This window comes from Chryseobacterium sp. S0630, from assembly GCF_024158915.1.
Lineage (GTDB): Bacteria > Bacteroidota > Bacteroidia > Flavobacteriales > Weeksellaceae > Chryseobacterium.
This window is the reverse complement of sequence record NZ_JAMZGF010000011.1, coordinates 1-25,142: the sequence shown is the minus strand read 5'-3', so window position 1 is coordinate 25,142 and position 25,142 is coordinate 1. Positions and strand designations below refer to the sequence as shown.

Annotated in this window: 21 protein-coding genes; 13 read left to right on the top strand and 8 right to left on the bottom strand. The window is 36.2% G+C overall.

The genetic code is table 11. The annotated features are described in order from the left end of the window. Positions 1-20: 20 nt before the first annotated feature. From pgi to NK356_RS07200, 5 genes are all read right to left on the bottom strand, one after another. Positions 21-1,661: a glucose-6-phosphate isomerase gene (gene pgi / locus NK356_RS07220; RefSeq protein WP_034692664.1), complete on the bottom strand. Its 1,641-nt coding sequence runs from the start codon at positions 1,659-1,661 to the stop codon at positions 21-23. Between the two features lie 206 nt (positions 1,662-1,867). Next, on the bottom strand, positions 1,868-2,473 hold the full coding sequence (locus NK356_RS07215; RefSeq protein WP_034692661.1) for a hypothetical protein: 606 nt from the start codon (positions 2,471-2,473) through the stop codon (positions 1,868-1,870). Then, entirely contained in the window at positions 2,463-2,972 is a 510-nt protein-coding gene (locus NK356_RS07210) for an RNA polymerase sigma factor (protein ID WP_253316592.1), read from the bottom strand. The genes NK356_RS07215 and NK356_RS07210 overlap by 11 nt, the downstream gene beginning before the upstream one ends. A gap of 24 nt (positions 2,973-2,996) precedes the next feature. Beyond that, positions 2,997-3,872 carry a TraB/GumN family protein gene (locus NK356_RS07205; RefSeq protein ID WP_253316591.1) on the bottom strand — a complete coding sequence of 292 codons (876 nt, stop codon included), beginning with the start codon at positions 3,870-3,872 and terminating at the stop codon, positions 2,997-2,999. Positions 3,873-4,029: 157 nt separating this feature from the next. Continuing rightward, entirely contained in the window at positions 4,030-4,941 is a 912-nt protein-coding gene (locus NK356_RS07200; RefSeq protein ID WP_253316590.1) for a DUF4349 domain-containing protein, read from the bottom strand. Between the two features lie 209 nt (positions 4,942-5,150). Between NK356_RS07200 and NK356_RS07195 the strand changes: the two genes are divergently transcribed. Further along, complete coding sequence (locus tag NK356_RS07195) at positions 5,151-6,509, top strand: acyl-CoA dehydrogenase family protein (protein WP_253316589.1); 1,359 nt, start codon at positions 5,151-5,153, stop codon at positions 6,507-6,509. An 88-nt stretch (positions 6,510-6,597) separates the two neighbouring features. On the opposite strand, the gene NK356_RS07190 is transcribed toward NK356_RS07195, so the two are convergent. Beyond that, entirely contained in the window at positions 6,598-6,975 is a 378-nt protein-coding gene (locus NK356_RS07190; RefSeq protein ID WP_123277630.1) for a DoxX family protein, read from the bottom strand. A gap of 153 nt (positions 6,976-7,128) precedes the next feature. On the opposite strand from NK356_RS07190, the gene NK356_RS07185 reads away from it, so the two are divergent. Beyond that, positions 7,129-7,368 (top strand): hypothetical protein, encoded by a 240-nt coding sequence (locus NK356_RS07185; protein WP_034692648.1) that lies wholly within the window; start codon positions 7,129-7,131, stop codon positions 7,366-7,368. A 125-nt stretch (positions 7,369-7,493) separates the two neighbouring features. Here the strand turns inward: NK356_RS07185 and NK356_RS07180 are convergent, their stop codons facing one another. Both NK356_RS07180 and lon read right to left on the bottom strand, forming a co-directional pair. Next, complete coding sequence (locus NK356_RS07180) at positions 7,494-8,606, bottom strand: AI-2E family transporter (protein WP_034692644.1); 1,113 nt, start codon at positions 8,604-8,606, stop codon at positions 7,494-7,496. A 208-nt stretch (positions 8,607-8,814) separates the two neighbouring features. Continuing rightward, a complete protein-coding gene (lon, locus tag NK356_RS07175; RefSeq protein ID WP_253316588.1) occupies positions 8,815-11,220 on the bottom strand; it encodes an endopeptidase La in 2,406 nt (801 codons plus the stop codon). Positions 11,221-11,481: 261 nt separating this feature from the next. On the opposite strand from lon, the gene NK356_RS07170 reads away from it, so the two are divergent. The 11 genes from NK356_RS07170 (at position 11,482) to serS (ending at position 25,038) form a co-directional block, all read left to right on the top strand. Further along, complete coding sequence (locus NK356_RS07170) at positions 11,482-13,635, top strand: SurA N-terminal domain-containing protein (protein WP_253316587.1); 2,154 nt, start codon at positions 11,482-11,484, stop codon at positions 13,633-13,635. 128 nt (positions 13,636-13,763) lie between these two features. Continuing rightward, positions 13,764-14,714 (top strand): MlaD family protein, encoded by a 951-nt coding sequence (locus NK356_RS07165; RefSeq protein ID WP_034692635.1) that lies wholly within the window; start codon positions 13,764-13,766, stop codon positions 14,712-14,714. Between the two features lie 8 nt (positions 14,715-14,722). After that, the gene (locus tag NK356_RS07160) at positions 14,723-16,060 is read left to right on the top strand and encodes a (Fe-S)-binding protein (RefSeq protein ID WP_253316586.1); all 1,338 of its coding nucleotides are present in this window, start codon (positions 14,723-14,725) and stop codon (positions 16,058-16,060) included. 89 nt (positions 16,061-16,149) lie between these two features. Next, positions 16,150-16,935, top strand: a complete 786-nt coding sequence (locus tag NK356_RS07155; RefSeq protein ID WP_034692631.1) for a (Fe-S)-binding protein — start codon at positions 16,150-16,152, stop codon at positions 16,933-16,935. Positions 16,936-16,955: 20 nt separating this feature from the next. Further along, the gene (locus tag NK356_RS07150) at positions 16,956-18,092 is read left to right on the top strand and encodes a hypothetical protein (RefSeq protein ID WP_253316585.1); all 1,137 of its coding nucleotides are present in this window, start codon (positions 16,956-16,958) and stop codon (positions 18,090-18,092) included. Positions 18,093-18,201: 109 nt separating this feature from the next. Next, the gene (locus NK356_RS07145) at positions 18,202-18,690 is read left to right on the top strand and encodes a hypothetical protein (RefSeq protein WP_034692627.1); all 489 of its coding nucleotides are present in this window, start codon (positions 18,202-18,204) and stop codon (positions 18,688-18,690) included. 98 nt (positions 18,691-18,788) lie between these two features. Next, positions 18,789-19,922 carry a glycosyltransferase gene (locus NK356_RS07140; RefSeq protein ID WP_034692626.1) on the top strand — a complete coding sequence of 378 codons (1,134 nt, stop codon included), beginning with the start codon at positions 18,789-18,791 and terminating at the stop codon, positions 19,920-19,922. A 5-nt stretch (positions 19,923-19,927) separates the two neighbouring features. Next, the gene (locus NK356_RS07135; protein ID WP_253316584.1) at positions 19,928-21,181 is read left to right on the top strand and encodes a lipopolysaccharide biosynthesis protein; all 1,254 of its coding nucleotides are present in this window, start codon (positions 19,928-19,930) and stop codon (positions 21,179-21,181) included. 66 nt (positions 21,182-21,247) lie between these two features. After that, a complete protein-coding gene (gene asnB / locus NK356_RS07130) occupies positions 21,248-23,146 on the top strand; it encodes an asparagine synthase (glutamine-hydrolyzing) (protein WP_253316583.1) in 1,899 nt (632 codons plus the stop codon). Between the two features lie 38 nt (positions 23,147-23,184). Then, complete coding sequence (locus NK356_RS07125) at positions 23,185-23,703, top strand: hypothetical protein (RefSeq protein ID WP_034692619.1); 519 nt, start codon at positions 23,185-23,187, stop codon at positions 23,701-23,703. 66 nt (positions 23,704-23,769) lie between these two features. After that, positions 23,770-25,038, top strand: coding sequence for a serine--tRNA ligase (gene serS, locus NK356_RS07120; RefSeq protein WP_034692616.1), 1,269 nt, complete (start codon positions 23,770-23,772; stop codon positions 25,036-25,038). Positions 25,039-25,142 lie beyond the last annotated feature (104 nt).

Genomic DNA, 25,142 nt, shown 5'->3' with positions numbered 1-25,142 from the left:
TTTTACTTTCTTTTTACTTACTATTTGTTTTCCTTATAGTAATTGATCAATCCATTGGTAGAGCTGTCATGAGAGCTTATTGCCTCATTGTTTTCAAGCTCCGGAAGGATTTTATTGGCTAATACTTTTCCTAATTCCACTCCAAACTGGTCAAAACTGAAAATATTCCAGATTACCCCTTGAACGAAAATTTTGTGTTCGTAAAGAGCAATCAGCTGGCCTAGTGAAAAAGGAGTTAATTCTTTGAATAATATAGAGTTAGTTGGTGTATTTCCATGGAAGACTTTGAAATTGATCAGTCTGTTTATTTCTTCATCAGATTTTCCGGAATTTCTAAGTTCTTCTTCCACTTCTTCTTCCAGTTTTCCGAAGGCAAGTGCTTCAGTCTGAGCGAAAAAGTTAGCTAATAGCTTGTCCTGGTGATCAGAAACATGGTTCGGGCTTTTTGCATAGGCAATAAAATCTGCCGGAATCAATTCTGTTCCCTGGTGGATTAACTGATAAAATGCGTGCTGGCCGTTTGTTCCAGGTTCTCCCCAGATGATCGGCCCCGTTTCATATTCTACGAATTCGCCGTTTCTGTCTACACATTTTCCGTTACTTTCCATATCTCCCTGCTGAAGATAGGCTGCAAATCTGTCCAGATATTGAGAATAAGGTAAGATAGCATAAGTAGTTGCTGCATAGAAATTACGGTACCAGATTCCCAAAAGTCCCATTAATACAGGAACGTTTTCAGAGAATTCTGCTGTCTGGAAGTGCTGATCTGTATCAAAAGCACCTCTTAAAAGCTGTTCGAAGTTTTCATATCCTACAGAAAGTACGATACTTAATCCGATTGCGCTCCAAAGAGAATATCTTCCGCCTACCCAGTCCCAGAACTCAAAAATATTTTCTTCTGCGATTCCGAACTTCTTAACTTCTTCAATATTAGTAGATAAAGCAACGAAATGCTTGGCTACATCTTCCTGTTTTCCTGCTTTCAGGAACCAGTCTTTAGCTGAATTGGCATTCGTCATTGTTTCCTGAGTCGTAAATGTTTTGGAAGCAATGATGAATAAAGTAGTTTCAGGATTTAAATCTTTCACTACTTCTGCAATATGATTTCCGTCCACATTGGAAACAAAGTGAGCGCTTAATCTTGTTTTAAAATGCTTTAAAGCTGAACAAACCATTACAGGACCTAAGTCTGATCCTCCAATCCCGATGTTGACTACATCTGTAATCTCTTTTCCGCTGAAACCTTTATGTTCTCCTGAAATAATCTTTTCAGAAAAAGATTTCATATGCTCAAGAACTCTTTTAATCTGTGGTTTGATGTTTTCTCCATCTACGATAATTTCACGGTCAGAAAAATCTCTTAAAGCTGTATGAAGAACTGCTCTTCCTTCAGTTTCATTGATTTTATCTCCCGAGAACATTCTGGAAATAGCATCTTTTAACTGACTTTCTTCTGCCAATTGTAATAAAAGATCCTTGGTTCTTGAATCAATCAGGTTTTTAGAATAATCAAAAAGATAGTTGTCCTTTTGTAGAGAAAACTCATTAAAACGGTTCGGGTTGTACTGGAAAAGAGTTCTAAGATCAAAGTCATTTCCACCGAAGTGTTCGTCAAGTGCTTTCCAGCTGCTAGTTTGTGTTGGATTTATTTTTGATAGCATATTACAGAATTTTTATCGCTCAGAAGATCATGTATCGGATGAGAAGAGCTCATAATCCATAATGATTTATTTCTGATTTGCAAATTTACGGAAAAATAAAACCTCAGATAAATTTGAAGATAATAAATAACGATTTTTTAAAAAACAAAACCTCAGAGTTTATCTGAGGTTGTATGAAAAATGTTTTGTGACAGGAGTTTTCAAGGTTATTCTTCCATTTCGTTCAGAATTGTTTCCAGTTGTTTGGCACTCCTTCCATAGACGTATTTTGTCCATAGAACGATGCTTGTTATCAGTCCTAAAGTTCCGATAAGAACTGCAATGATTAAACCTTGTTGATGAGCAGTGGTAAGTTCTGTTAAAGATTTTCCATGTTCTTTCATCGTATTATAAATCACCATACCTATCGTTACAAGGAAATGAGGAAGTAACAGAAATCCGAAAGACTGGTATCTTTCCATATTCAGCCGAAGTTCATGGTATATTTTCCAAAGGCTGTTTTTGGTGTTTCCGGTATAAAGTTCCGTCTGTTTGTAGAATTTATAAAATCCTAGCAGATAGTACGAAGATATAACGACCATCATCGTATAGGATACATAATAAATAATGTATTGTGAATGAGGAAATTTAAACTGAAGAGGGAAAAAAGCGATCAGAATGATGGCCAGAACCTGCATAGGAAATTCTTTCTTCATGTTTTTCTGGATTTTTTCTATAGGGTGCTTGCTTTCCTTTAATTGTTCTATCGTATCAGGAATATGGACGTCGCTGTCTTCCTTATTCCACTGTTCTTTTAATTGATCAAAATTCATAACCTGATTTTTTTATGATTTGCTGTATTTTTTCTTTTGTTCTGTTGAGTTTTACACGGGCATTACCTTCACTTAGGCCTAAATTATTTCCAATTTCTTTATGTGACATCCCTTCCATGAAATAAAATATGACGGCTTTTTCTAAAGAATTAAGCTCCTGAACGGCACTGTAGAAAATTTCCAGCTGCCTGTCTTTTGTGGGATTATAATCTTCCTGCTGTACTTCAAAATGCGAAGGAGCATCTGTATGATTATTGGATCTTTGCTTTTCCTTTTTTAAATATGTAATTGCAGTATTGATCGCAACCCGATACATCCACGTGGAAAACTCACTGTTTCCTTTGAAATTCTGGTAGGACTTCCAAAGCTGGATAAGAATTTCCTGCTGAAGGTCTTCCCGATCTTCTACGGAATCGGCATAGATCCGTGAGGCTTTGTATAAGATACCTTTGTGCTGGTTGACGAGCTTTAAAAAAGCAGTTTCAGTTGGATTGCTCACAATCGTTTCATGGTTTGGTTATTATTATAAGCTTGATACAGGTTTTACCGTGTAGCCTTTTGCCTGTAGAAGAGGAATAATTCCGTTTTCACCCATAAGATGAGAGCCGCCAACGGCAAAGAAAGAACTTTCTTTTTTCATCATGTCCGGCATTACTTTTACCCAGTTTTGATTTCTGTTGGTAAGCATAGCCTTTTCCTGCTGGGCATTCATGAATCTTTCATCCTTAAAAAGACTGTAAAGAGATTGTACATTTTCATTTTTAAAAGCATCAATCATCTGTCTGAACAATACTTGATACTCCTTGTCCATTTTAAGCTGAGAGATCGTGCTTTTCAGATCATACGCTTCATTGATTGATTTCATCTGATCTTCTACTTTTTCGAGTCCTTTGATGCTTTTTTTATCTTTCATTGCTTTCTGAAGAAGTTCCATTTCGTAAAGTTTTACTTCGGTCTGAGGACAGGGGATTGCTTTGGTAGAAAGCAGTGCATACAGAGCCTGAGGGCTTGAAGAATCTATACTTTTCAGATCTGTTCCGTAATTGGCAAGAATAGTATTCAGTTCTTTAGCTTCTTCGGGAGAAAGCTGATCCGATATTTTTTTATCTGCTTTAAACATTTTCTGTAATGACATCATTTCAGCGGGATCTGTATAATTGATTTCCATAACAAAGTTGTCAGATTTCTCAAGTGCTTTTAATACCTTCGGTTTGATCTCAAAATCTTTACTGCATAAGATATGAAAAGTTCCGGTAATATAAGAAGGCTTCGAAAGTCCGTTTCCGGAGACTTCCCAAAGCAGACTGTTTTCCTTGTTGTTACTTTTACTTTGTGCGTTGGCAGTTATGGAGTTCAGTGATAATAATGCTGCGAATCCAAGTTTTATTAAATTTTTCATAGTATTGATTTTTTTGATTTTCTGTTCTTTTAAACAGTAGGTAAAGCAGGCATTACAATCGTTACAGTTTTTTTTCAAAAAAAATAAAAACCTCCTGAAAACAGGAGGCTGTAAAATCTAAAATTATGATGATAACCAATTGGTTAGGATGGTTTTTTTATTCCTGATTTTTTGAATACTCAGGTTTTGTGATTTTTCTTTTTCTTAAAAAATAGATGATTGCAGCAGCAATTAATACAAGAGGCCATACATTGATAAGGCCAACGATAATTCTCTGAATCAGGTAGAATCCGTATACAAACCCGTCTTTTGCATCATAGATGAAATTGTATTTGTACTTATTATCAATATTTGTAGTGTTGGTAACAGCAATTTCAGCAATGCGCAACTGAGGCTCTTTGATGTAAATGTCAATCGTGCTGTATTTTAAATCATCTGTCATGTTCATGCTGGACAGCTTTTGAAGATTTCCTTCAGACATATTCTCGTCATCCAACGTTACTTTATCTTTATTTGTTTTCAGCTTACTGATGTTCTCGGAAGTTTTTTGATTTCTTTTTCCTTCCAGTTCAGAATACTTGATGTTGGCTGTTACATCTTCTGCATTGATAGCTCTTGAATTAAGAAATAATTTGTTTGTATTGATGGCAGTCAATAGTTCACCAAGCTTTTCCGTAGGAATACGTACCTGCATTCTGTTCTCTGTCTTGTATTTTTTAACCAGCATCGCCTCTTCATTAGATGTGTTATAAGTGTTCTCAGAAACCACGTTGCTTTGAAGATTACTATTGGTAACAAAACCTCCAAGCTCCTGTACAGATTTTTCAATAGCAATCGTTGCATTATACACATCTTTTACTTCCATATTCACATCTGCAGTCTTGATAAACTGCTTGTCTTTTACTTTCATGTCTGCAACAGATGAAATACTATCCGAAACTACAACAGCAGCTGAATCGGTAGTGGCATACGCTTCAAGATCTTTAGAGGAAACTTCTCCCTTTTTACACGAATAAATTCCTAGTAAAAGAACAGCAGCTAGTGATAATTTAATGTAAGTAGTTTTCATAACGTTGATTTTTAATGTTTTTGCTTGAGTCAAAGTTCAGTCAGGATCTTTTGTAACGCTTGAAAATCAAAAGTAAAAAGCTTGTAAACGGAATTTTCAGTTTTAATAAGTTGAATTTGAGTGTTTTGTAAAATGCGCTTGAACCTCAGTCATAGCTTTCGGAGCAATTTTTGCTTATCTTTTACAAACCAAAACTACAATCTATCACTATGTCGAATACTTTTTCCAAAATCAGAAACGCAATAGAGTTATTTAGATCCATAGATTTTGATCAGTTGAGCACTATTTCTCAAAAGGTAGATCTGCCAAAACTGATGCAAAATTTCTCAAAACTGGATGATAAACAGCTTTCCGGGCTTATGAAAATGCTTGATCCGGAAAAGAAAAAGAAAGAACTTCCGCCCATTGACGGAGATTTTTATGATATCTACCATACTCTTACTCCGGAACAGCGCGAAATTCAGCTGAAAGTAAGAGCATTCATGGAAAAAGAAGTCAAACCTCTGGTCAATCATTACTGGCTCAGAGATGAATTTCCTTTTGAGCTGATTCCAAAATTTCAAAAACTGGATATTTGTGGTGTTACTTATGAAGGCTATGGCTGTCCGGGAATGCCTTTCCTGATGGAAGGTGTTATTGCTATGGAAATGGCAAGAGTAGATGCTTCTATTGCTACTTTTTTCGGAGTACAATCCGGACTGGCAATGGGTTCTATTTATATCTGCGGATCTGAAGAACAGAAGCAAAAATGGCTTCCGCAGATGCAGAAATTTGAAAAAATTGGTGCCTTTGGGCTTACTGAACCGGAAGTTGGATCCGGAGCAGCAGGCGGACTTACAGTAACCTGTAAAAAAACACCGGAAGGCTGGGTCCTGAATGGCCAGAAAAAATGGATTGGAAATGCTACTTTCGCTGATCTGATTATTATCTGGGCCAGAGATCTTGATAGCGGAGAAGTAAAAGGATTTATTGTAGAAAAAGACAATCCTGGATATTCCGTAGAAAAAATTAAAGGGAAAATGGCGTTAAGAATTGTCCAGAACGGATTGATTACCTTAAAAGATTGTCTCGTTACCGAAGAAAACCGTTTGCAGAATGCTAATTCCTTTAAAGATACAGGAAAAGTGCTGAGAATGACAAGAGCTGGAGTAGCATGGATGGCTACAGGCTGTGCACGCGGAGCTTATGAAAGCGCGTTGGATTATACCCAAAAAAGAGAACAGTTTGGAAGACCTATCGCCTCATTCCAAATGATTCAGGGACATCTGGTGGAAATGTTGTCTAACCTTACTGCCATGCAGACGATGGTTTTCAGACTGTCTGAAATGCAGGATGAAGGAATTTTAAAAGATGAACATGCTTCTTTAGCCAAAGTTTTCTGTACCCTCAGAACAAGAGATATTGTTTCCAGAGCAAGAGAAGTAATGGGAGGAAACGGAATTCTGCTCGAGTATGATGTGGCCAGATTTGTTGCCGATGCAGAAGCCATTTATTCTTACGAAGGAACAAAAGAAATCAACTCGCTCATCGTAGGACGATCGATTACAGGTTTCAGTGCTTTTGTATAGGAAATAGGTGGCAGGTAGCAGATAATAGGTTATGGGTAGTAAAAAGCAGAACTAGACTACTGCAACCTGCAATCTATTGCCTGCTACCTTACGAAACTAAATGTTTATATTTTTCCTTGTTGTCAATAATCATCCAAAGGTTGATCAGAAACATCACGCCGGCGATACCCATTCCCATAGGAGATTTATCCATTGTGAAAACATGGGTAACAATTCCTACCATGACAGGTAAAATAACAATGGCGCCCAACGCTCTTGTTTTTGGGAAAATAAATAATAATCCGCCAATGACTTCTACAATCCCCACTAAAGGCATTAGCCAGCTGATTTCTCCAAAAGCAGCGAAAAGTTTCATTTGTTCAGGAGTAGGTTTTTCCATGGGCATATAGTTAAAAAACTTGTTTAACCCGGCATTAATAAACATAAGCCCGAAAAGTAAACATAAAATGAATTTTACTGTTTTCATGATTGATGATTTTATATCAAATGTAAAATAAAAATAGGATTCGTTGATTGTGTTTTTATAAAAAATATATAATTAATGTTAATGATAGGTTAATGTTGTGTTTTGAATAATTTCATTGTTTATATTTGAAATTCAAACTAAACTAATAATATTATGTTGAAAAATCTTAAAAAATTAAACCGTACAAATTTGAGAGAAATCCAGGGAGGAATTGAAAAATGTGATATTGGACCCATAGATTGTCCATGTAAAATTCCTGCAGGTCATCCTTGTATTGGAGGTGGAGGAGGAACTCCGGAGCCGGATAAAGGATACTGTCCGGATAGCCAAACTTATATCCTGTGCACAGATACCTGTCCAAATGGAATGAGTCCTTGGTGCGCTGCGTCATAACAATAAAAAAAGACTGTCTCTAAAAAGGCAGTCTTTTTATTTAAAGTTTAATATGTAAGCATTCAAAGTTAGGATTAGGTCAATTATTACCCATTACCCATTGCTTATTACTCATTACTCATATTCTAGTCCATTTCCTTCAAAGTGATATTCTTGGAAATTTTGTAGCTTTTTTTCTTCTTATGAGGTTTGGGCTCTTCTCCCAGCAATCTTCCCCAAGGTTTGAGATCATCCACTCTTTCACAGATGATTTTTATAATCGCAATGGCCGGAATACACAGGAACATTCCTGCAATTCCCCAAAGATGTTCTCCTAAAAGGATTCCAATAAAAGAAAATAAAGCGTTGATTTTAACTTTAGAACCCACCACAAATGGTAGAACAATATTTCCATCTACAGCATGAATGGCAATATACCCTAAGGCAACATAAATACAGGTTGAAGGTGTAGAAGTAGCAAATGCTATAAAACAGGAAATGAGAAGAGAAATAAAGATTCCCAGATACGGAATAACATTTAATAATCCTGTCAGAACTCCCAGAAGAATAGCATATTTCACTCCAAGAATGGTAAGGAGAGTGGATGTTAAAACAGAAACAATAATCACCTGAAGGAAAAGCCCAAAGATGTATTTCTTAGTCATGATCCGAATCTCGTTCACAGCTTCCTGTACACTGGCTTTATGTCTTTCGTTGAAAACAGTAACGATAAAATTATTTAAAAGTCTTCTGTAATTTAAAATAAAGATAAAAAACAGGGTGAAAAATATAATGAAGCCGAATCCCGTTGAAAAAATTCCAAAAGTAAATCCTAAAATTACTCCCGAAGAAGACAGAAGTTTAGTTAATCCTTGGTTAATGTAATCCACCTGTTCATCCACTTTCACATTAAATGTTTTGGAAACCCAATGCTGAAGGCTGTTAAAAACAGTGGTAAACTGTTCCTTGAGATGCGGAAGATCCTTACTGAAATCAGACAGCTGATTGGTAAAGAAATAAATAATACCGCTTAAAATCATCAGCATAATAAATACTGAAGTCATGGTAGACATAGATCTTGGAAATCTTAGCTTTCTTTCCATAAAAGTGGCTGCAGGCAAAAACAGCATCGCCATCAGGAATGCCAGGAAAAACGGAGCTAAAATACTCTGTCCTAATGCCAGAAGGTAGCCAAGTCCAATGATGGAAACTACCACGAGGGTAAGCTTGACAAGGAAAGGAAGTCTAAGGAAATTCATAATCTAAAAATATGCAGTGTGGAATAAAAATAAGAAAACCCTTCTGAATTGAAAAATTTTTTATTCAATCCTTCAGGATTTTCCTGGATAGTATCAAATTTTATTCCACCCAGCCAGGTTGATTGTGATTTTTTTACCTAAAACAGAAACACGCCCTGAATATCAGAACGTGTTTCTTTATTGAGAAGTTAATATGTTATAAATTGTTTTATTCTTCAATGGCGATGTCAATGACTTCTTCCATTCTGTTAACGTAATGTACTCTCAGATTTTTCAGATAATCTTTTTTGATTTCCTCCACATCTTTTCTGTTAGCCTCACAAAGAATAACATCTTTGATCCCTGCTCTTGTTGCGGCAAGAAGCTTTTCTTTGATTCCCCCTACAGGTAGTACTTTTCCTCTTAATGTAATCTCTCCGGTCATTGCCAGGTGAGGTTTTATTTTCTTGTTTTTAAACGAAGAAACCATTGATGTCAGCATAGCAATACCAGCAGACGGTCCGTCTTTAGGCGTTGCTCCTTCAGGAACGTGTACGTGAATGTTTTTCTTATCCAGGTCTTCTTGTGGTATTCCCAGCTCATCATGTTTCGCTTTTATATATTCCAGCGCAATAGTAGCCGATTCTTTCATTACTGTTCCCAGGTTTCCAGTCATCGTTAATGCCCCTTTACCATTGCTTAAAATACTTTCAATATAAAGGATATCTCCTCCTACGCTTGTCCATGCAAGACCGGTTACCACACCCGGAACTCCAGTGATTTCAGATAAGCTTTTAGGTCTTGGAACTCCAAGGATTTCATCTACTTTTTCCACTGAAATTTTTGGGTCATATTCTTTTACCAAAGCTGTCTGTAGTGCTACCCATCTTCCAATGGCTGCAATTCTTTTTTCCAAAGTTCTTACACCACTTTCAGAAGTATGTGCTTCTACAATATGCTTAAGTTCTGCATTTCCAAGTTTGAATGATTTTGCATCCAGACCATTTTCTTCCTGTTGCTTTTTGATTAAATGTCTTTTGGCAATCTCAATCTTTTCCTCCAAAGTATAACCGGCAATCTGAATGATTTCCGTTCTGTCTAAAAGAGGAGTCTGTATCGTTGAAAGTGAATTGGCTGTAGCAATGAACATTACTTTTGAAAGGTCATAGCCCATCTCCAGGAAATTATCATAGAAAGACTTATTTTGTTCAGGATCAAGAACTTCTAAGAGTGCTGAGCTTGGATCCCCATGAAGACCTTGTCCGATTTTATCAATCTCATCAAGAACAATTACCGGATTTGAAGTGCCGGATTTTTTGATAGATTGTAAAATTCTTCCCGCCATAGCACCGATATACGTTTTTCTATGTCCGCGGATTTCACTCTCGTCATGAAGTCCTCCCAATGATAATCTTACATATTTTCTCCCTAAAGCATCAGCAATAGATTTTCCTAAAGAGGTCTTACCCACACCCGGAGGTCCTACCAATAATAGGATAGGAGACTTCATGTTGTTTTTTAATTTTAAAACAGCCATGTGCTCAAGAATTCTTTTCTTGATATCTTCCAGACCGAAGTGTGCTTTGTCAAGTACTTTTTCAGCCTTAGCAATATCAAAAATATCTTTTGTATAAGTTTCCCAAGGTAGATCTGTAAAGAAATCCAGGTAGTTTCTCTGTACGTTATAGTCCGGAGAATTAGGATTCTGACGCTGAAGTCTGCTGATTTCTTTCTGGAAATGGTCTTCTACCTCCTGACTCCATTTTTTTGTTTTAGCCTTAGCAATAAGATCTTCCACATCACTTTCAGGTCCACCGCCCAGTTCTTCCTGGATTGTTCTGATTTGTTGATTCAGGAAGTATTCTCTCTGCTGTTTATCAAGATCCTTTGAGGTTTTCTGATGAATCTGATTTCTCAGCTCCAGCTTCCTGAAATCCTCATGCATCATCTCATAGCACTGATTGGCTCTGATCATCAGGCTTTTCTCTTCAAGAAGTTTTTGTTTTGCAATGGAAGAAAAATTAGCATTCGTGCAGATGAAATTCAGAAGATCATCATTATTGTTAATATTTTTGATCGCGAAATTTGCAGCATTAGGAATATTGGGATCAAGTTCAATGATCTTTAAAGCGAGATCTTTGATGTTCTCCAATAATGCTTCATACTCTTCCTGATCTTTAGGTCGGCTGTCTTTTAATTTTGATATTTCTGCTTTGAAGTAAGGTTTATTATCTATGATTTTTTTAATCTTAAATCTGTGGAAACCTTTAGTGATAGCAGTAATATTACCTTCTGGCAGTTTAATAATCTTAATGATTTTTGCCAAGGTACCGGTAGAATAAATATCTTTTTCGGAAGGTTGTTCCAGATCCGAATTTTTCTGGCTTACAATTCCAATAAAATCTCCGTTCTTCTGTGCTTCTTCAAGAAGCTGTATAGAGGTTTTTCTCCCTGCAGTAATAGGAATTACTACATTGGGGAACATAACCATATTTCTTACGGGAAGTATAGGGAATATTTTCTGTTCGGAATTTTTATCAGTCTCTGCGAAGTCGGAAAGATTGATTTCTTCAGTTACGATATCAAATCCGTCACTGATCATTTCTTCTAAACTAATATCTTCAAATTCTGTCATAGTCAATCGAATGACAAATTGTCATTTTCGTTTTTTATCGTTAAAGGGATTTTTATATAATATACTCTGAAAACGTGCGGCATATTATAATGTTTTAAAAATGCACAATACTTATGCCATTTGTTTTTTACTTAAAAATACGGTCAAAATTTCCTTTTTTAGATAATCTTTGCATTAAAAATCAAAATTAAGCAGTTCTGTTTCTGTAATTTCTTAAAAATGTGTATTTTCGCAAACTGATAAAAAACTATAATTTATAAAATGGCAATTTTAGGACAGATTAGGAGTAAGCCTTGGCTTTTAATGGGAGTAATAGCCTTAGCGCTTTTGGCGTTCCTGGTGAACCCAGATAGTATCGACAAGGTTTTTGGTAAGAATCCTGACGTTTTAGGAAAAGTAAACGGTGAGAAAATCACCCGCGAAGAGTTCAATGATCAGCTTTTCGTGTTGCAGCAGCAGGCTGAACAGCAAGGTCGTCCGAAAAACGGTCTTGAAGAGCAGGCTTGGCAGTTACTTGTACAATCTAAACTTATCAAACAACAGTTTGAGAAATTGGGCTTTGAAATGACTGATGATTATTTCTGGAATCAAATCCAGTACGATCAGATGTTTGCTCAGAATCAACAGTTCTTTGATGAGAAAGGTAACTTTAAAACTCAAGAGCTTAAAAAAGAAATTGAAACATTACAAAACACCAATCCTCAAGGATATACTCAATGGTTGAAAACGAGAAAGACTATCGAGTACAGACTGATGGCAAGACAGGTGTTTACTAATCTTTCAGCAGGTATCACTACAGGTAAGAAAGAAGCTGAAGAATTGATGAAGCAGAGAGATCAGCTTGCAGACATCGACTTTGTAAAAGTAGATTACGCAGCTTATCTTCAAAAAACAAAGATCAATGTGACAACACAGGATCTTGCTGATTACATCAAGAAGCACCCTGTAATGTTCAAAGCTGAGCCTAGCAGAAATATCGGTATTGTATTTTTCCCATCTAAACCAAGTGCAGCAGATGATGCAGCAGCCTTGAAAGAAATTACAAAATTATATTCAGGAGGTACAGATGCAAGTGGAGGAACTGAAAACTTCCAGAATACTAAAAACGATTCTATGTTTGTAGCGGCAAATTCTGATGCACCATTCAATCCTCAGTATTTGAATCCTGCTCAATTGCCTCCAACAATCAAAGATCAGGTCGCTGCAGCTGCAGTAGGTCAGACTTTTGGTCCTTATAAAGAACAAGATGTATATGTAGTTTCTAAATTGGTAGGTAAAAGACCTTCAGATTCTACTTTATCCAGACATATCCTAATTGCATTCAAAGGAAGCCCTGCAGGTGAAGGAGTAACAAGAACTAAAGAGCAGGCTAAGAAATTGGCAGACTCAATTGGTGCAATTGTAAAAGCAAGTCCTGCTAAATTTACAGAATTCCTTAAGCTTTCAAGCGATCCAAATTCTGCAGCTCAGGGAGGTAGCCTTGGTTGGACAACACCAGAGACGCCTTTCGTTCCTGAATTCCTTGCTTATCTTGCAAGCAATCCTAAAGGAGCTACAGGGGTAGTAGAAACACAGTTTGGTTACCATATCATCAATATTGAAGATAAAAAATCAGGATCAATGGGGTATAAAGTTGCTAACCTTGTGAAAGCAATCAAACCTTCAGATGCTACTGAGGCTGAGACAGACAAAAACTCTAGAAAATTCATTCAGCAGGTTCAAGGAAAATCTTTCAACGATTTCGTGAACATTGCTAAAAAAGGAAACTATCAGTTCTCCAATCCAAAAGCAGCGAAAAGATTTGAAGGTCAGCTTCAGGGCTTAGGTACTGAAAAAGATGCTGATATCCTTACATGGGCTTTTGATAAGAAAAGAGAAAAAGGAGATACTGAATTATTTACAGTAGACGGAACTGGTGATAAAATTGTAGTGTATCTGAACGGAAAACAGGAAGCAGGTCTTGCTGATCCGGAATCAGTGAGAGATCAGATCGAAGTTATCGTTAAAAATAAATTGGCAGCAAAACAAATTTCTGATAAAATTGCAGCAGCAAAAGCTTCCAGCTTAGATCAGATTGCTAAATTGTTTGCCGCTCCAAAACAATCTGCTCAGGTGAACCTATTGAATCCTTCAGTAGCAGGTGCTATGGAACCTAAAGTTGCCGGTGCAGCATTCGGTGTTGCAAAAGGTAAACTTTCTAACCCGGTTGAAGGTGGAACAGGAGTTTATGTTTTGATCAAAAAATCAGAAACTGTAAACAAACAGCCTGGAGATCTTAAGCAGTTTACAGAATCTCTTACTCAGAGAAGTGCTGGAATGTTCGGACAGGCTTGGATGAAGAGTCTTCAGGACAACGCAGATATCGAAGATTACAGAATCGAGATCTGGAACAAGCTGGGAAATCAGCAACAATAAGAAAATCATTTCAATGATATAAAAAGCGACAAATTTTTTTGTCGCTTTTTTTGTATTTAACGCAGAACAATAAAGGAAAAGATTTATTTAAAATGTATTATATTTGCTTATTAGAAAAAAATTAGCAAGTGAAGTTCAGTAAAGAATTAAAAGCTGGTGTGATTGCACTTCTAGCTATCGTAGGCTTTGTGGTGTTGTTTCAGTTTATGAAAGGGAAAAGCCTTTTTACTACCGACAATATATTTTACGCAAAATATGACAATGTGGAAGGTCTGGCGCAGTCTGCGGCAGTCTCTATTAATGGATTGAAAGTAGGGCAGGTAGATAAAATTATTCCTATCACCTCAAAAGATGGAAAAATTAATTTCGTCGTAAAAATTACCGTTGATAACAAATTCGAATTTTCAAAAAACTCATCACTGGAGATCTTTGAACCGGGATTAATGTCCGGTAAAGAAATGAGAGTAAACCTTATGTATGGAGGACCGACTGCAAAAGACGGTGATACCTTAAAAGGAGCTTTTAAACTGGGAACATTGGGAAGTCTTTCTTCTCAGGTTGGTCCGGTAAAAGATCAGCTACAGGTGGTTTTACATAGAGTAGACTCTTTAATGGCCAATGCCAACCAGGTTTTTGATGCTCAGAACAGAGCGGAAATAAAAGCTTTATTAGCGAACCTTAATAAAACAGTTGGAGCATTACAGACTACAGCAGGAAGTGTAAATACACTGGTAGGGCACAATGATCCAAAACTGCAAAAGGTGCTGGACGATGCAAGTCTTACCATGCAGAGTGGAAAAGTTACTCTGGATAAATATGGAAATCTGGCTCAGAGCATTGATACGAAACAGTTGAATGCTACGATTGCCAATTTGGATGCTACCGTAGGAAAATTAAATCAGGTGATTGGTGGTATAGATAAAGGAGAAGGAAGTTTAGGTAAACTGATGAAGGATGAACAACTTTACAACAACCTGAATTCAGCATCTTCCAATTTGAATTCATTGATTGAAGATATGAAAGCGAATCCGAAGAGATATATCAACTTCTCGGTTTTCGGTAAAAATAACAAAGACTAATACGCCTTATGCAGTACATCGATAACATTATTTTCCTGATTTTATTAGTGGCGGGATTTGGGCTGTTTGCCAAAAGTCTCCAGAAGATCTATAGAAATATCAGGTTAGGTCACGAAATCAATAGAAACGACAGAAAAGGAGAACGCTGGGAAACGATGGCTCGTGTGGCCATGGGACAGAGTAAAATGACAGCACGTCCTGTTGCAGGAGTTTTACACCTTTTTGTATATGTAGGTTTTGTGATTATTAATATTGAATTAATAGAAATTGTTGTTGATGGAATATTTGGTACACACCGTTTTTTATCAATCATTTTCGGGCATACATTTTATAATTTCTTTACAGCAACATTAGAAGTTTTAGCACTTCTAGTAGTGGTTGGGGTTGTCATTTTCTTTATTCGTAGAAATTTTTACGGAGTGAAGAGATTGACGATGAAAGAACTTTTCGGTTGGCCAAAAAATGATGCCAACTGGATTTTGATTATTGAGTTCGCCTTAATGATGGCTTTCTTTATGATGAATGCTTCAGATTTTATTTTACAGTCAAGAGGAGTTTTACCAGAGCATGGAAGCTTCCCGATCAGTGAGATGACATTTGTTCCGTTCTTGGAAATCTTCAGCTTTGATAGCGGATTTTTGATGTTCACAGAGAAAGCTGCTTGGTGGTTCCACTTTGTAGGGATTCTTTTCTTCATGAACTATCTTTATTACTCAAAGCATTTACATATTATCCTTGCATTTCCAAGTACATGGTATGCAAATCTTGATAGAAAAGGAAAATTCAATAACCTTGAGTCTGTAACAAAGGAAATCAAATTAATGATGGACCCTAATGCAGATCCATATGCTGCACCAGCTGAAGGAGCTGAGGCTGATGTACCGTCTAAATTTGGAGCAGAAGATATCTTCGATCTGAATCAGGTACAATTGCTGAATGCTTATTCATGTACAGAATGCGGACGCTGTACTTCTGTTTGCCCGGCTAATATTACCGGTAAAAAACTTTCTCCGAGATTGATTCTGATGAAAACCAGAGACCGATTGGAAGAAGTAGGAAGAAATATTGATCAAAACGGAAAATTCGTTGATGACGGTAAAAAACTGTTGAACGATTATATCACGAAAGAAGAACTTTGGGCTTGTACCACTTGTAATGCATGTACAGACGCTTGTCCGGTATTGCTTGACCCGCTTTCCATTATCTTTGAAATGAGAAGATTCCTGGTGATGGAACAGTCTGCTGCTCCACAGGAACTGAACCTGATGATGACCAATGTGGAAAACAACGCAGCCCCTTGGCAGTATAATCAGGCTGACCGTCTGAACTGGGCATCGGAAAACTAGATAATTAATCAATTTGAAAATTTGAAATTGATTACAGTCTACATCACTTTCAAATTTCCAAATTCTCACATTTTCAAATTGAAAAAGAAATGGATTTCACTATAAAAACAATGGCAGAGTATGCTGCCGAAGGAAAAGCTCCGGAAGTTTTATTCTGGGTTGGATGTGCGGGAAGTTTTGATGACCGTGCCAAAAAAATTACAAAAGCATTTTGCAAGATATTAAATAAAATAGGGGTTGAATTTGCAGTTCTGGGACAGGAAGAAAGCTGTACCGGAGATCCTGCGAAAAGAGCAGGAAACGAATTTGTATTCCAGATGATGGCTCTTACCAATATTGAAGTATTGAATGCTTACGAAGTAAAGAAAATCGTAACGGCTTGTCCACACTGTTTTAATACGCTTAAAAATGAATATCCAAGCCTTGGCGGGCACTTTGATGTAGTACACCATACTCAGTTCCTTAAAACCTTAATGGAAGAAGGAAGACTGAAGATTGAAGGAGGTGCATTCAGAGGGAAAAAAATTACTTTCCATGATCCATGTTATCTGGGACGTGCCAATGACGAATATGAAGCGCCAAGAATGCTTCTTGAAAAGCTGGATGCCGAACTTGTAGAAATGAAACGTTGCAAAACCAATGGTCTTTGCTGTGGAGCAGGTGGTGCACAGATGTTTAAAGAACCAGAAAAAGGAAAGAAAGACATCAATATTGAAAGAACAGAAGAAGCTTTATCCTTTGAACCTAAGGTAATTGCTACAGGATGTCCTTTCTGTAATACCATGATGACGGATGGCGTAAAACACTTTAACAAAAATACAGAAGTTGCCGTAAAAGATATCGTTGAACTTCTTGCTGAAGCAGAAGACTTATAATTGACATCTTATACAGGTTTATGAAGCTGAAATGGAGACTCTCCTTTTTGTTTATCATTTCGATACTTGCTCTTCTTACATTCTGGAATTATCAAAACAGAGTATATGATTGGGACATGCCAGGGTATCTGGGATGTATGTATACTTCGGAATTTCCAGATTCTCCGGATAAAGTTCGAATCCTTACCTATGAGGAAATAAAAAAAGAGGCTCCTGCAGAACATTATACAGACATTATCGGAATAAAGCAGTGGGACATTCCCAGGCAGTATTTCGTAAAAAATACACAATCTTTTACAGAACAATTACCCTATTTTCAGATCAAAGTAGGGTATATTCTTGTAATCACACTTTTTTATAAGCTTGGTTTATCATCGCCAATGGCTGTACTGTTTACCAGTCTTATTTCTTACTTTTTTTCTGGAGTATTATTATTTTATATTCTGAAACTCCTGTTTCCAAAGAAATACTGGCTTGCCATACTATTAACGATTGCCGCCATGCTTTTGCCACCAATGACCTACATGTCCAGGGTTTCTACGCCGGATATGTTCATCTTTCAGTTTATGCTGATCTTTATGATTGGCTTAATTAAAAAATGGAGCAAATGGGCCATATTTGTACTTCTGTTTGGGATTACCTTTATCCGGCCGGATTATATTACATTCACGCTTACTTATATTGTCGCTGTTTTCTTTTTCCAATATTTTCAGGAAAAGAAAATTGATGTTTCTTTTATTGCACAGGGAACAGTTCTTCTGGTCATGTATCTGATCATTATTAAGTTTTATCACTATCCGGGATGGAAAGATCTCTTTTATGATACCTTTATCGATAGAAGACCGATTATTTCCACACATCCGATAAACGTTAGTTTAATGGACTATCTGAGTATCATTTACATCAAGATTATTTATTTCAAAAAGGTCACTTTATCGGTAGCCATTATGATGGGAGTAATTTTCTGGCGTTCCAAAGATGTATGGGTAAGAATGATTTCCGTTCTTTTCGTGGTGAATCTTTATATCAAATTTTTCTTCTTCCCGCAGTCGGCAGCATTAAGGTTTTTCTTCCCTTTTATCTTCCCGCTTTTCATTATGATGCTCTATGTGCTGAGCAAAAAATACAATGATCTTAAACTCGAGAAAATTGCGTAATTTTGTATTCAAGATGATAAGGATATTCAATCACCGTTAAATTAATATTCTGGTCAGTGATCAGAATTTATTTTGTTTGATAAATCCTTGATAAATAAATATTTACATTATGAAAATCGAAGAATCTAATATTGTAGAAACCAACGACTACAGAGTCATTATATACCCGGCTTCAAGACCTTTTGAAACAAAAGAAGCAAAAGCTATTACTGAGAAACTATTTGATTTCCTTGCAACATGGGCAGCTCATGGAAAACCGCTTTCTTCTTCATTTAAAATTGAGAAGAATCAGTTTATCATCGTGTGTGTAGATGAAGAAAAAGAAATGGCTTCAGGATGCAGCATTGATGCTTTAGGAAAGGTAATGAGAGAAATTGATGAAGAATATCAATTAGGCCTTTTTGATAGAATGAAGGCAAGCTTTGTTGAGAACGGTGAAGTGAAAACTTTAAAATTAATTGATTTTAAAACGAAGTTGAGAAACGGAGAACTTGCAGAAGATATCCAGGTTTTTGACTTCTCTAAAAATACGTATCTGGACTTTTTAAGCCACTTCCTTCTTCCTTTGGAGAAAAGTTGGGCGGCTTCTATAAAATAATCGCTGTTAAGCTGATACAAAAGAATAATCATAAAGTGGAAAATATATTTCCACTTTTTTGTTTTAATGTATATTTGTATAGATTCGAGCAGTGACTAATGCCTAAAGTACTTTTTTTAACGACTTCCCACAGCTATAATGATGACCGCATTTTTTATCATCAGGCGAAAGCTCTTAGAGATAATGGGTATGAAGTGAAAATATGCAGTTTATATGCAGAGTATAAAGGTTGTATTGATGGGATTGAAATAGAATCTTTTGCCGTTCTTGAAGAAAGTATAGAAATGAAAATGGAAACTTTCAGTAAAGTTTGCAATACTTTTCATCCCGAATGTATCATTTGTTCTGAACCATTGGCCGTTGTAGCAGTAAAGAAATTTGTAAAAGAGCATAAGATAAGTTGTATCTATGACGTTACAGAATGGTATCCTTCCATGTCAATGCTTCAAAAGTATAGATTTCCGGCTACCATTTTTCAGGCTATAAAGTTTTCTCTTATCCAGCTGTATACTGGATTTTTAAGTACTCATTTCATTTTTGGTGAAACCACTAAGAAGTTTCCTTTAGCTTATTTTTTTGGATTCAAAAAACAGACCGTTGTTCCTTATTATCCAGATTCTCTTTACATCAGGGAAAGTATAAAACAGCTCGATCCGAACGTTATCAAGGTATGCTATACAGGTCAGATTTCTAAAGATAAAGGAATTGAAAACTTTTTCAATGCAATAGATAGGCTTCGTCAAAAACTGCCTGCACTTCATATCAGGATTCTGATTATTGGTTCAACGGTACAGGAAAGCGATGAATTCTACTTTTCATCATTATTGAAGAAATATTCTTTTGATGATATTGAGATCAGAAAACCAACGAGTTTTGAAACATTTACAGAAGCATTTGCAGATGCAGATTTATGTTTTGATCTCAGGGAAATTAACTTTGAAAACAACCATTCTTTGCCGATAAAGCTGTTCTATTTTATGGGAGCGGGAAAACCTGTTATTTACTCAAATTTAAAAGGTATCCGAAAACATATGAAGGAACTTTCATTTGGAAGTCTGGTAGATCCTCAGAATGCTGAAGCAGTCTCGGATGTGATCATTAACTATATTAGAAATCCTGAATTGTATCGTTCTCATGCGCTCAGTGCCAGAAAAGAATTTAAAGAAAAATATAATTGGGAACTTATAAAAGATTCCTTTGTTGATTTTGTAAAAAAATCTATTGATAAATAATCACCATGCAGCTTACTATCATTAAAACATTTGTCTCACGCTTTCTTATTCTGATCCTGAGTTTCGGCCTGGTGATCTATTCTACGAATATGTGGGGAAGTGAAGGTAAGGGAACCATTTCTATTGTGGTTGCCAATGCAGCAGCAGTAAGTTTTTTCAGTAGTATCTTTTCCGGAAGCAGTGCTTCTTATTTCGCCTCGAGGTTTAAAATAGAAAAGGTTTTGTTATATGCCTATCTGTGGTCTCTCTTAACAGGGCTTTTAATCCCTTTTTTATTCAGTATAGCTTCTATCCAGAGTGAATATCTATTCTATCTGATCGGGATATCTGTTTTTTCTTCACTTTTATCAACCAATATCAGCTTGTTTATTGGAACACAGAATATTAAGAAGTTTAATGTTTATACTGTTTTACAGCAGCTGGTTCATATTATCTTTATAGGAATATTGGTGTATCTGTTCAGAAAGAAAGATGTTTCAGTGTATTTTCTTGCCCAGATTGGATGTCTGGCACTTCTTTTCCTTACCAGTTTTTTTCAGATTATCAAAAAATGTAATCTTTCCGAAATATCATTCTGTAAAGAGGTGGGTAGAAATATGTTTGAATATGGCTGGAAAACTCAATTGAGTGCTTTTGTACAGTTTCTCAATTACAGGCTTTCATTTTATTTCTTAGAATATTTTGAAGGCATTGCCAGTGTAGGAATATTCTCCATCGGAGTTACTTTCTCGGAAGCTATATGGACTATTACCCGCAGCATTGCTGTTATTTTATATTCAGATGTGGTGAATAGTAAAAGCAGGGAAGAATCCATAGGAAAAACCAAAGAATCTTTAAAGCTGACTTTTTTTCTGATGATAGGTTTTGTGCTGGGAATCATTATTATACCTGCTCAGGTTTATGAGATGATCTTCGGAAAAGAGTTCAGAGACACCAAAGAAATCATGCTCCTTTTATCACCGGGAATTTTTGCCATTGCAGTAAGTGATATGGTGGGACATTACTTTTCGGGAATGAGAGATTTAAAAATTCTCAATATAAAATCTATTGTTGGATTGGTGGTCACAGTTGTATTTTCTTTTATTGCCATACCTAGATGGGGAATTTTAGGAGCTTGTATTGCCACTACATCATCCTATTTTGTTTCATCTTTCCTGTTATTCAGAAAATTTTACGCTTCTACTCCCTTTAGTTTGAAAGACTATATGGTTACAAAAGAAGAAATCCAGGTTTTCAGGCAAAAATTTTTAAAGAAATAATTGTTTCGGACACATACAGAAAACAAAGTCATTTTCCTATTTTTACAAATCTATTAAGTCTTTACTATGTGCGGAATCAGCGGTTATTATTCATTCCATAAAAGTATTTCCTCTACAAATATTCTGGAAATGAATCAGGCAATCAAACATCGCGGTCCGGATGATGAAGGGTTCTGGTTATACAATGCCGGCGAAGGAGTTTCTTTTTCAGGGGGCGATTCCACACAAAAAATTAAAGACCAGTTTCCGGTTTTAAAAGATGGAAATTCTAATATTGCTTTAGGTTTCCGCAGATTATCCATTATAGATTTGTCTGAAAAAGGGCACCAGCCTATGCTCTCAGAAAATGAACAAATTATTATCACGTTTAACGGAGAGATTTATAATTTTAAAAAATTAAGGAAAGAACTTGAATCTTTAGGGTACTCTTTCCACAGTACTTCGGATACAGAAGTTATTCTCAAAGCGTATCAGGAGTGGGGAAACTCTGCTTTTGCAAAACTGGATGGGATGTTTGCGATCTGTATTGTAGATCTTATCTCTCAAAAACTGATACTGGCAAGAGACAGAGTAGGGATGAAGCCTCTTTTCTACCATCAAAATGAAGAAGGGTTGGTTTGGGCTTCAGAAATAAAAGCATTATTGAAAAATGAACTGGTAAAACCTGAAATCAACTGGGATGGAGTGTATACCAATTTTCTTTTTCAGACAACATTAGCACCTCAAACCTGTTTTCAGCATATTTTTTCCCTAGAACCTGCTTCCTTTATGACCATTGATTTAAAAGATCAGAAAATCACCACAAAAAAATTCTGGAAACTTCCTTCACAGCCTGCAAAAAGTATTTCTGAAGAAGAAGCAGTAAAAAAAATAGATGAACTTCTTTCTGAAAGTATTTCAGAACAATTATTTGCCGATGTTCCTGTTGCTATTATGATGAGTGGTGGAATTGATTCGACGTTAATTGCTTCAAAATCAAAACCTTTTAACGCTGATATTAATGCATACACTATCTCTTATCCGTTTTCTGAAGAAGAAGTTACAAATGCCGCTATAGCCGCCAGACATTTTGATGTTTTGCATGAGATAAAAGAGGTGAGTGATGAAGAAGCACTGGAACACCTTACAGAAAATATCCAGCATTTTGAAGAACCTTACAGCAGCTTTGAAGTCTTAATCAATGCAGCAAAATACGCTCATGATAAAAACTTTAAAGTCGTATTAAGCGGAAACGGTGCCGATGAACTTTTTGCCGGCTATTCCCATACCCTAAAGCTAAATAAATGGCTGTTGATGCGGAACTTCAATTTTGTAAACCCTCTTATTTTTACAAAAGATAAATTTTCACAGCGGGTAAAAAACTACTTTTCCCAGGATCATATGTTTGATTTTTTCAGACAAAGCCAGATCAGTATGAGACCGCTGGAAGTTAAAAGTCTTATAAACCCAGATATTTACAGTAAAATTGATTCGGACCTTTCAAATTATCATCTTTCAGAAGGAAAAAATTATAGCGGGTATTTTGAATATGATATGAAATATTCACTTTCTTCCCATCACGTTTTCCGGGATGATCTGAGTGCGATGAAGTATAGTGTGGAATTTCGTTATCCTTATCTGAGTAACAGCCTGATAGATTATGTATCAGCACTTCCGCAGAATATTAGATTTAATGGAGTTCAGAATAAACCTTTATTACGTAAAACAGCTGAAAAATATCTTCCTCAGGAAGTTTTGAATATGCCCAAGAAAGGATTTTCATTTCCGGTTAATTATTTCATTAAAAATGAGCAAAAAGTAAGAGACTTTATTACTGAAAATCTTGAACGCTTGAAAAAGAGAAATTTCTTTAATCCAGCCGTAATTGATGAGTGGTGGAATCATCAGGAGTATGAGTATGATTGGGTGAAAATATGGCAGCTGGCTACCTTTGAGCTCTGGTATCAGAAATATTTTGAAAAATAAAGAAGCAGTCTAAAGATTAATATTTTACCTTTGTATTTATGATGAAATATTTTTGGGGCATTTTTGTAGCGGTTTTTGCACTCATCAGTTGTAAAAGTGATGATGATTCTTTGCAGAGAATAGATCAGGTACTTAATATCTATATGAAAAACAGTGCTGGTCAGGATCTTCTGAACAGTAAACTTACAGGATCTTATACAGGATATTCCGTGAATGATATTTTTGGAACGAAAGATATTGCTCCGGTAAGTATTTCGTTAAAAACATCACCCGAGTCATTATACTATATGGAATATCTTGCAGGAGCAAAAAGAAGAAGACTGGATTCTATCAGCCCGGATCAACCAGGAACAGGAACTTCTTTCCATTCCAAAATGTTGATTACCTTTACAAAAAGTACCAATGTTAGTGATAATGTTACCGGGACATTGGAAGTTCAATATCGTAATACACCTACTGCATTTCAGGTTTCAAAGGTATTGTATGACGGAAATGAAGTGTTTTCAAAAGATGCTGATGCACCTACTTCAATAAATACCGTTACGATCACAAAATAATTTTTAAATTTGTACAATTGTTAGCTTATTATGAGCTAAACATCTAATATTTAACATCTAAATAAAATGTTACAAGTCAATTTTTTGCGCGACAATAAAGAACGCGTTTTAGAAGGTCTTAAGAAAAGACAATTCAAAAATCTTGAGTTGGTAGACGAGGCTATCGCTGCCGACGAAGAAAGAAAAAGAATCCAGTTTGAACTAGATTCCCAACTTTCCGAAATCAACAAAATTTCGAAAGAAATCGGACTTTTGATGAAAGAAGGGAAAAAAGAAGAAGCGGAATCAGCAAAATCTAAAACAGCACAATACAAAGAGTCGAGCTCAGAATTGAAATCCCAGCTAGAAGTTAAAGAAAATGATTTACTGAATATTCTGTATCAGCTACCCAACATTCCAAATGAATTGGTAAAGAGTGGTGCTTCTGCCGATGATAACGAAATCATTTTCCAGTCTCATCCTGTAGAAGGCCTTGGTGAAGGTGCAATCCCTCACTGGGAACTGGCAAAAAAATACAACCTGATTGATTTTGAATTAGGGGTGAAAATTGCCGGAGCAGGTTTTCCTGTTTATTTAGGAAAAGGAGCGAGATTACAGAGAGCTTTGGTTCAGTATTTCTTAGATAAAAACGTAGAAAAAGGATATACAGAAGTGAATCCTCCTCACGTTGTGAATGAGGCTTCAGGTTTTGGTACCGGGCAGCTGCCAGATAAAGAAGGACAGATGTATTATATCAACGAAGATAGATTATATCTTATTCCTACAGCAGAGGTTCCTGTAACGAACCTTTACCGTGATGTATTGCTTGAGGAAAAAGACCTTCCGATTAAAAATACAGCATTCTCTCAGTGTTACAGAAGAGAAGCGGGAAGCTACGGAGCTCACGTAAGAGGATTGAACCGTCTTCACCAGTTTGAAAAAGTAGAAATCGTAAGAATTGAAAAACCGGAAAATTCTTATGCTGTTCTGGAAGAAATGGTAGAGCACATCAAAGAAATCCTTACCGATCTTGAGCTTCCGTTCAGAGTATTAAGACTTTGTGGAGGTGATACAGGTTTTGCATCTGCAATGACGTATGACTTTGAAGTATGGAGTGCTGCTCAGGAAATGTGGTTAGAAGTAAGCTCTGTATCTAACTTTGAAACCTTCCAGGCTAACAGATTGAAATGCCGTTACAAAGGAGATGGTAAATCTCAGTTGGTTCATACCTTAAACGGATCAGCAATGGCATTACCAAGAATTATGGCTGCATTGCTGGAGAACAACCAGACAGCAGAAGGAATTAAGCTTCCTAAAAAGGTTGCAGAATATGCGAGATTTGATGTTATCAACTAAGCGAATCTTTTGATTTAATATATAAAAAGAAGCCGTCTCACAACTGAGGCGGTTTTTCTTGTTAAAAAGTAAATAATTTTTATATATTTTGATTTGTTTTTTTT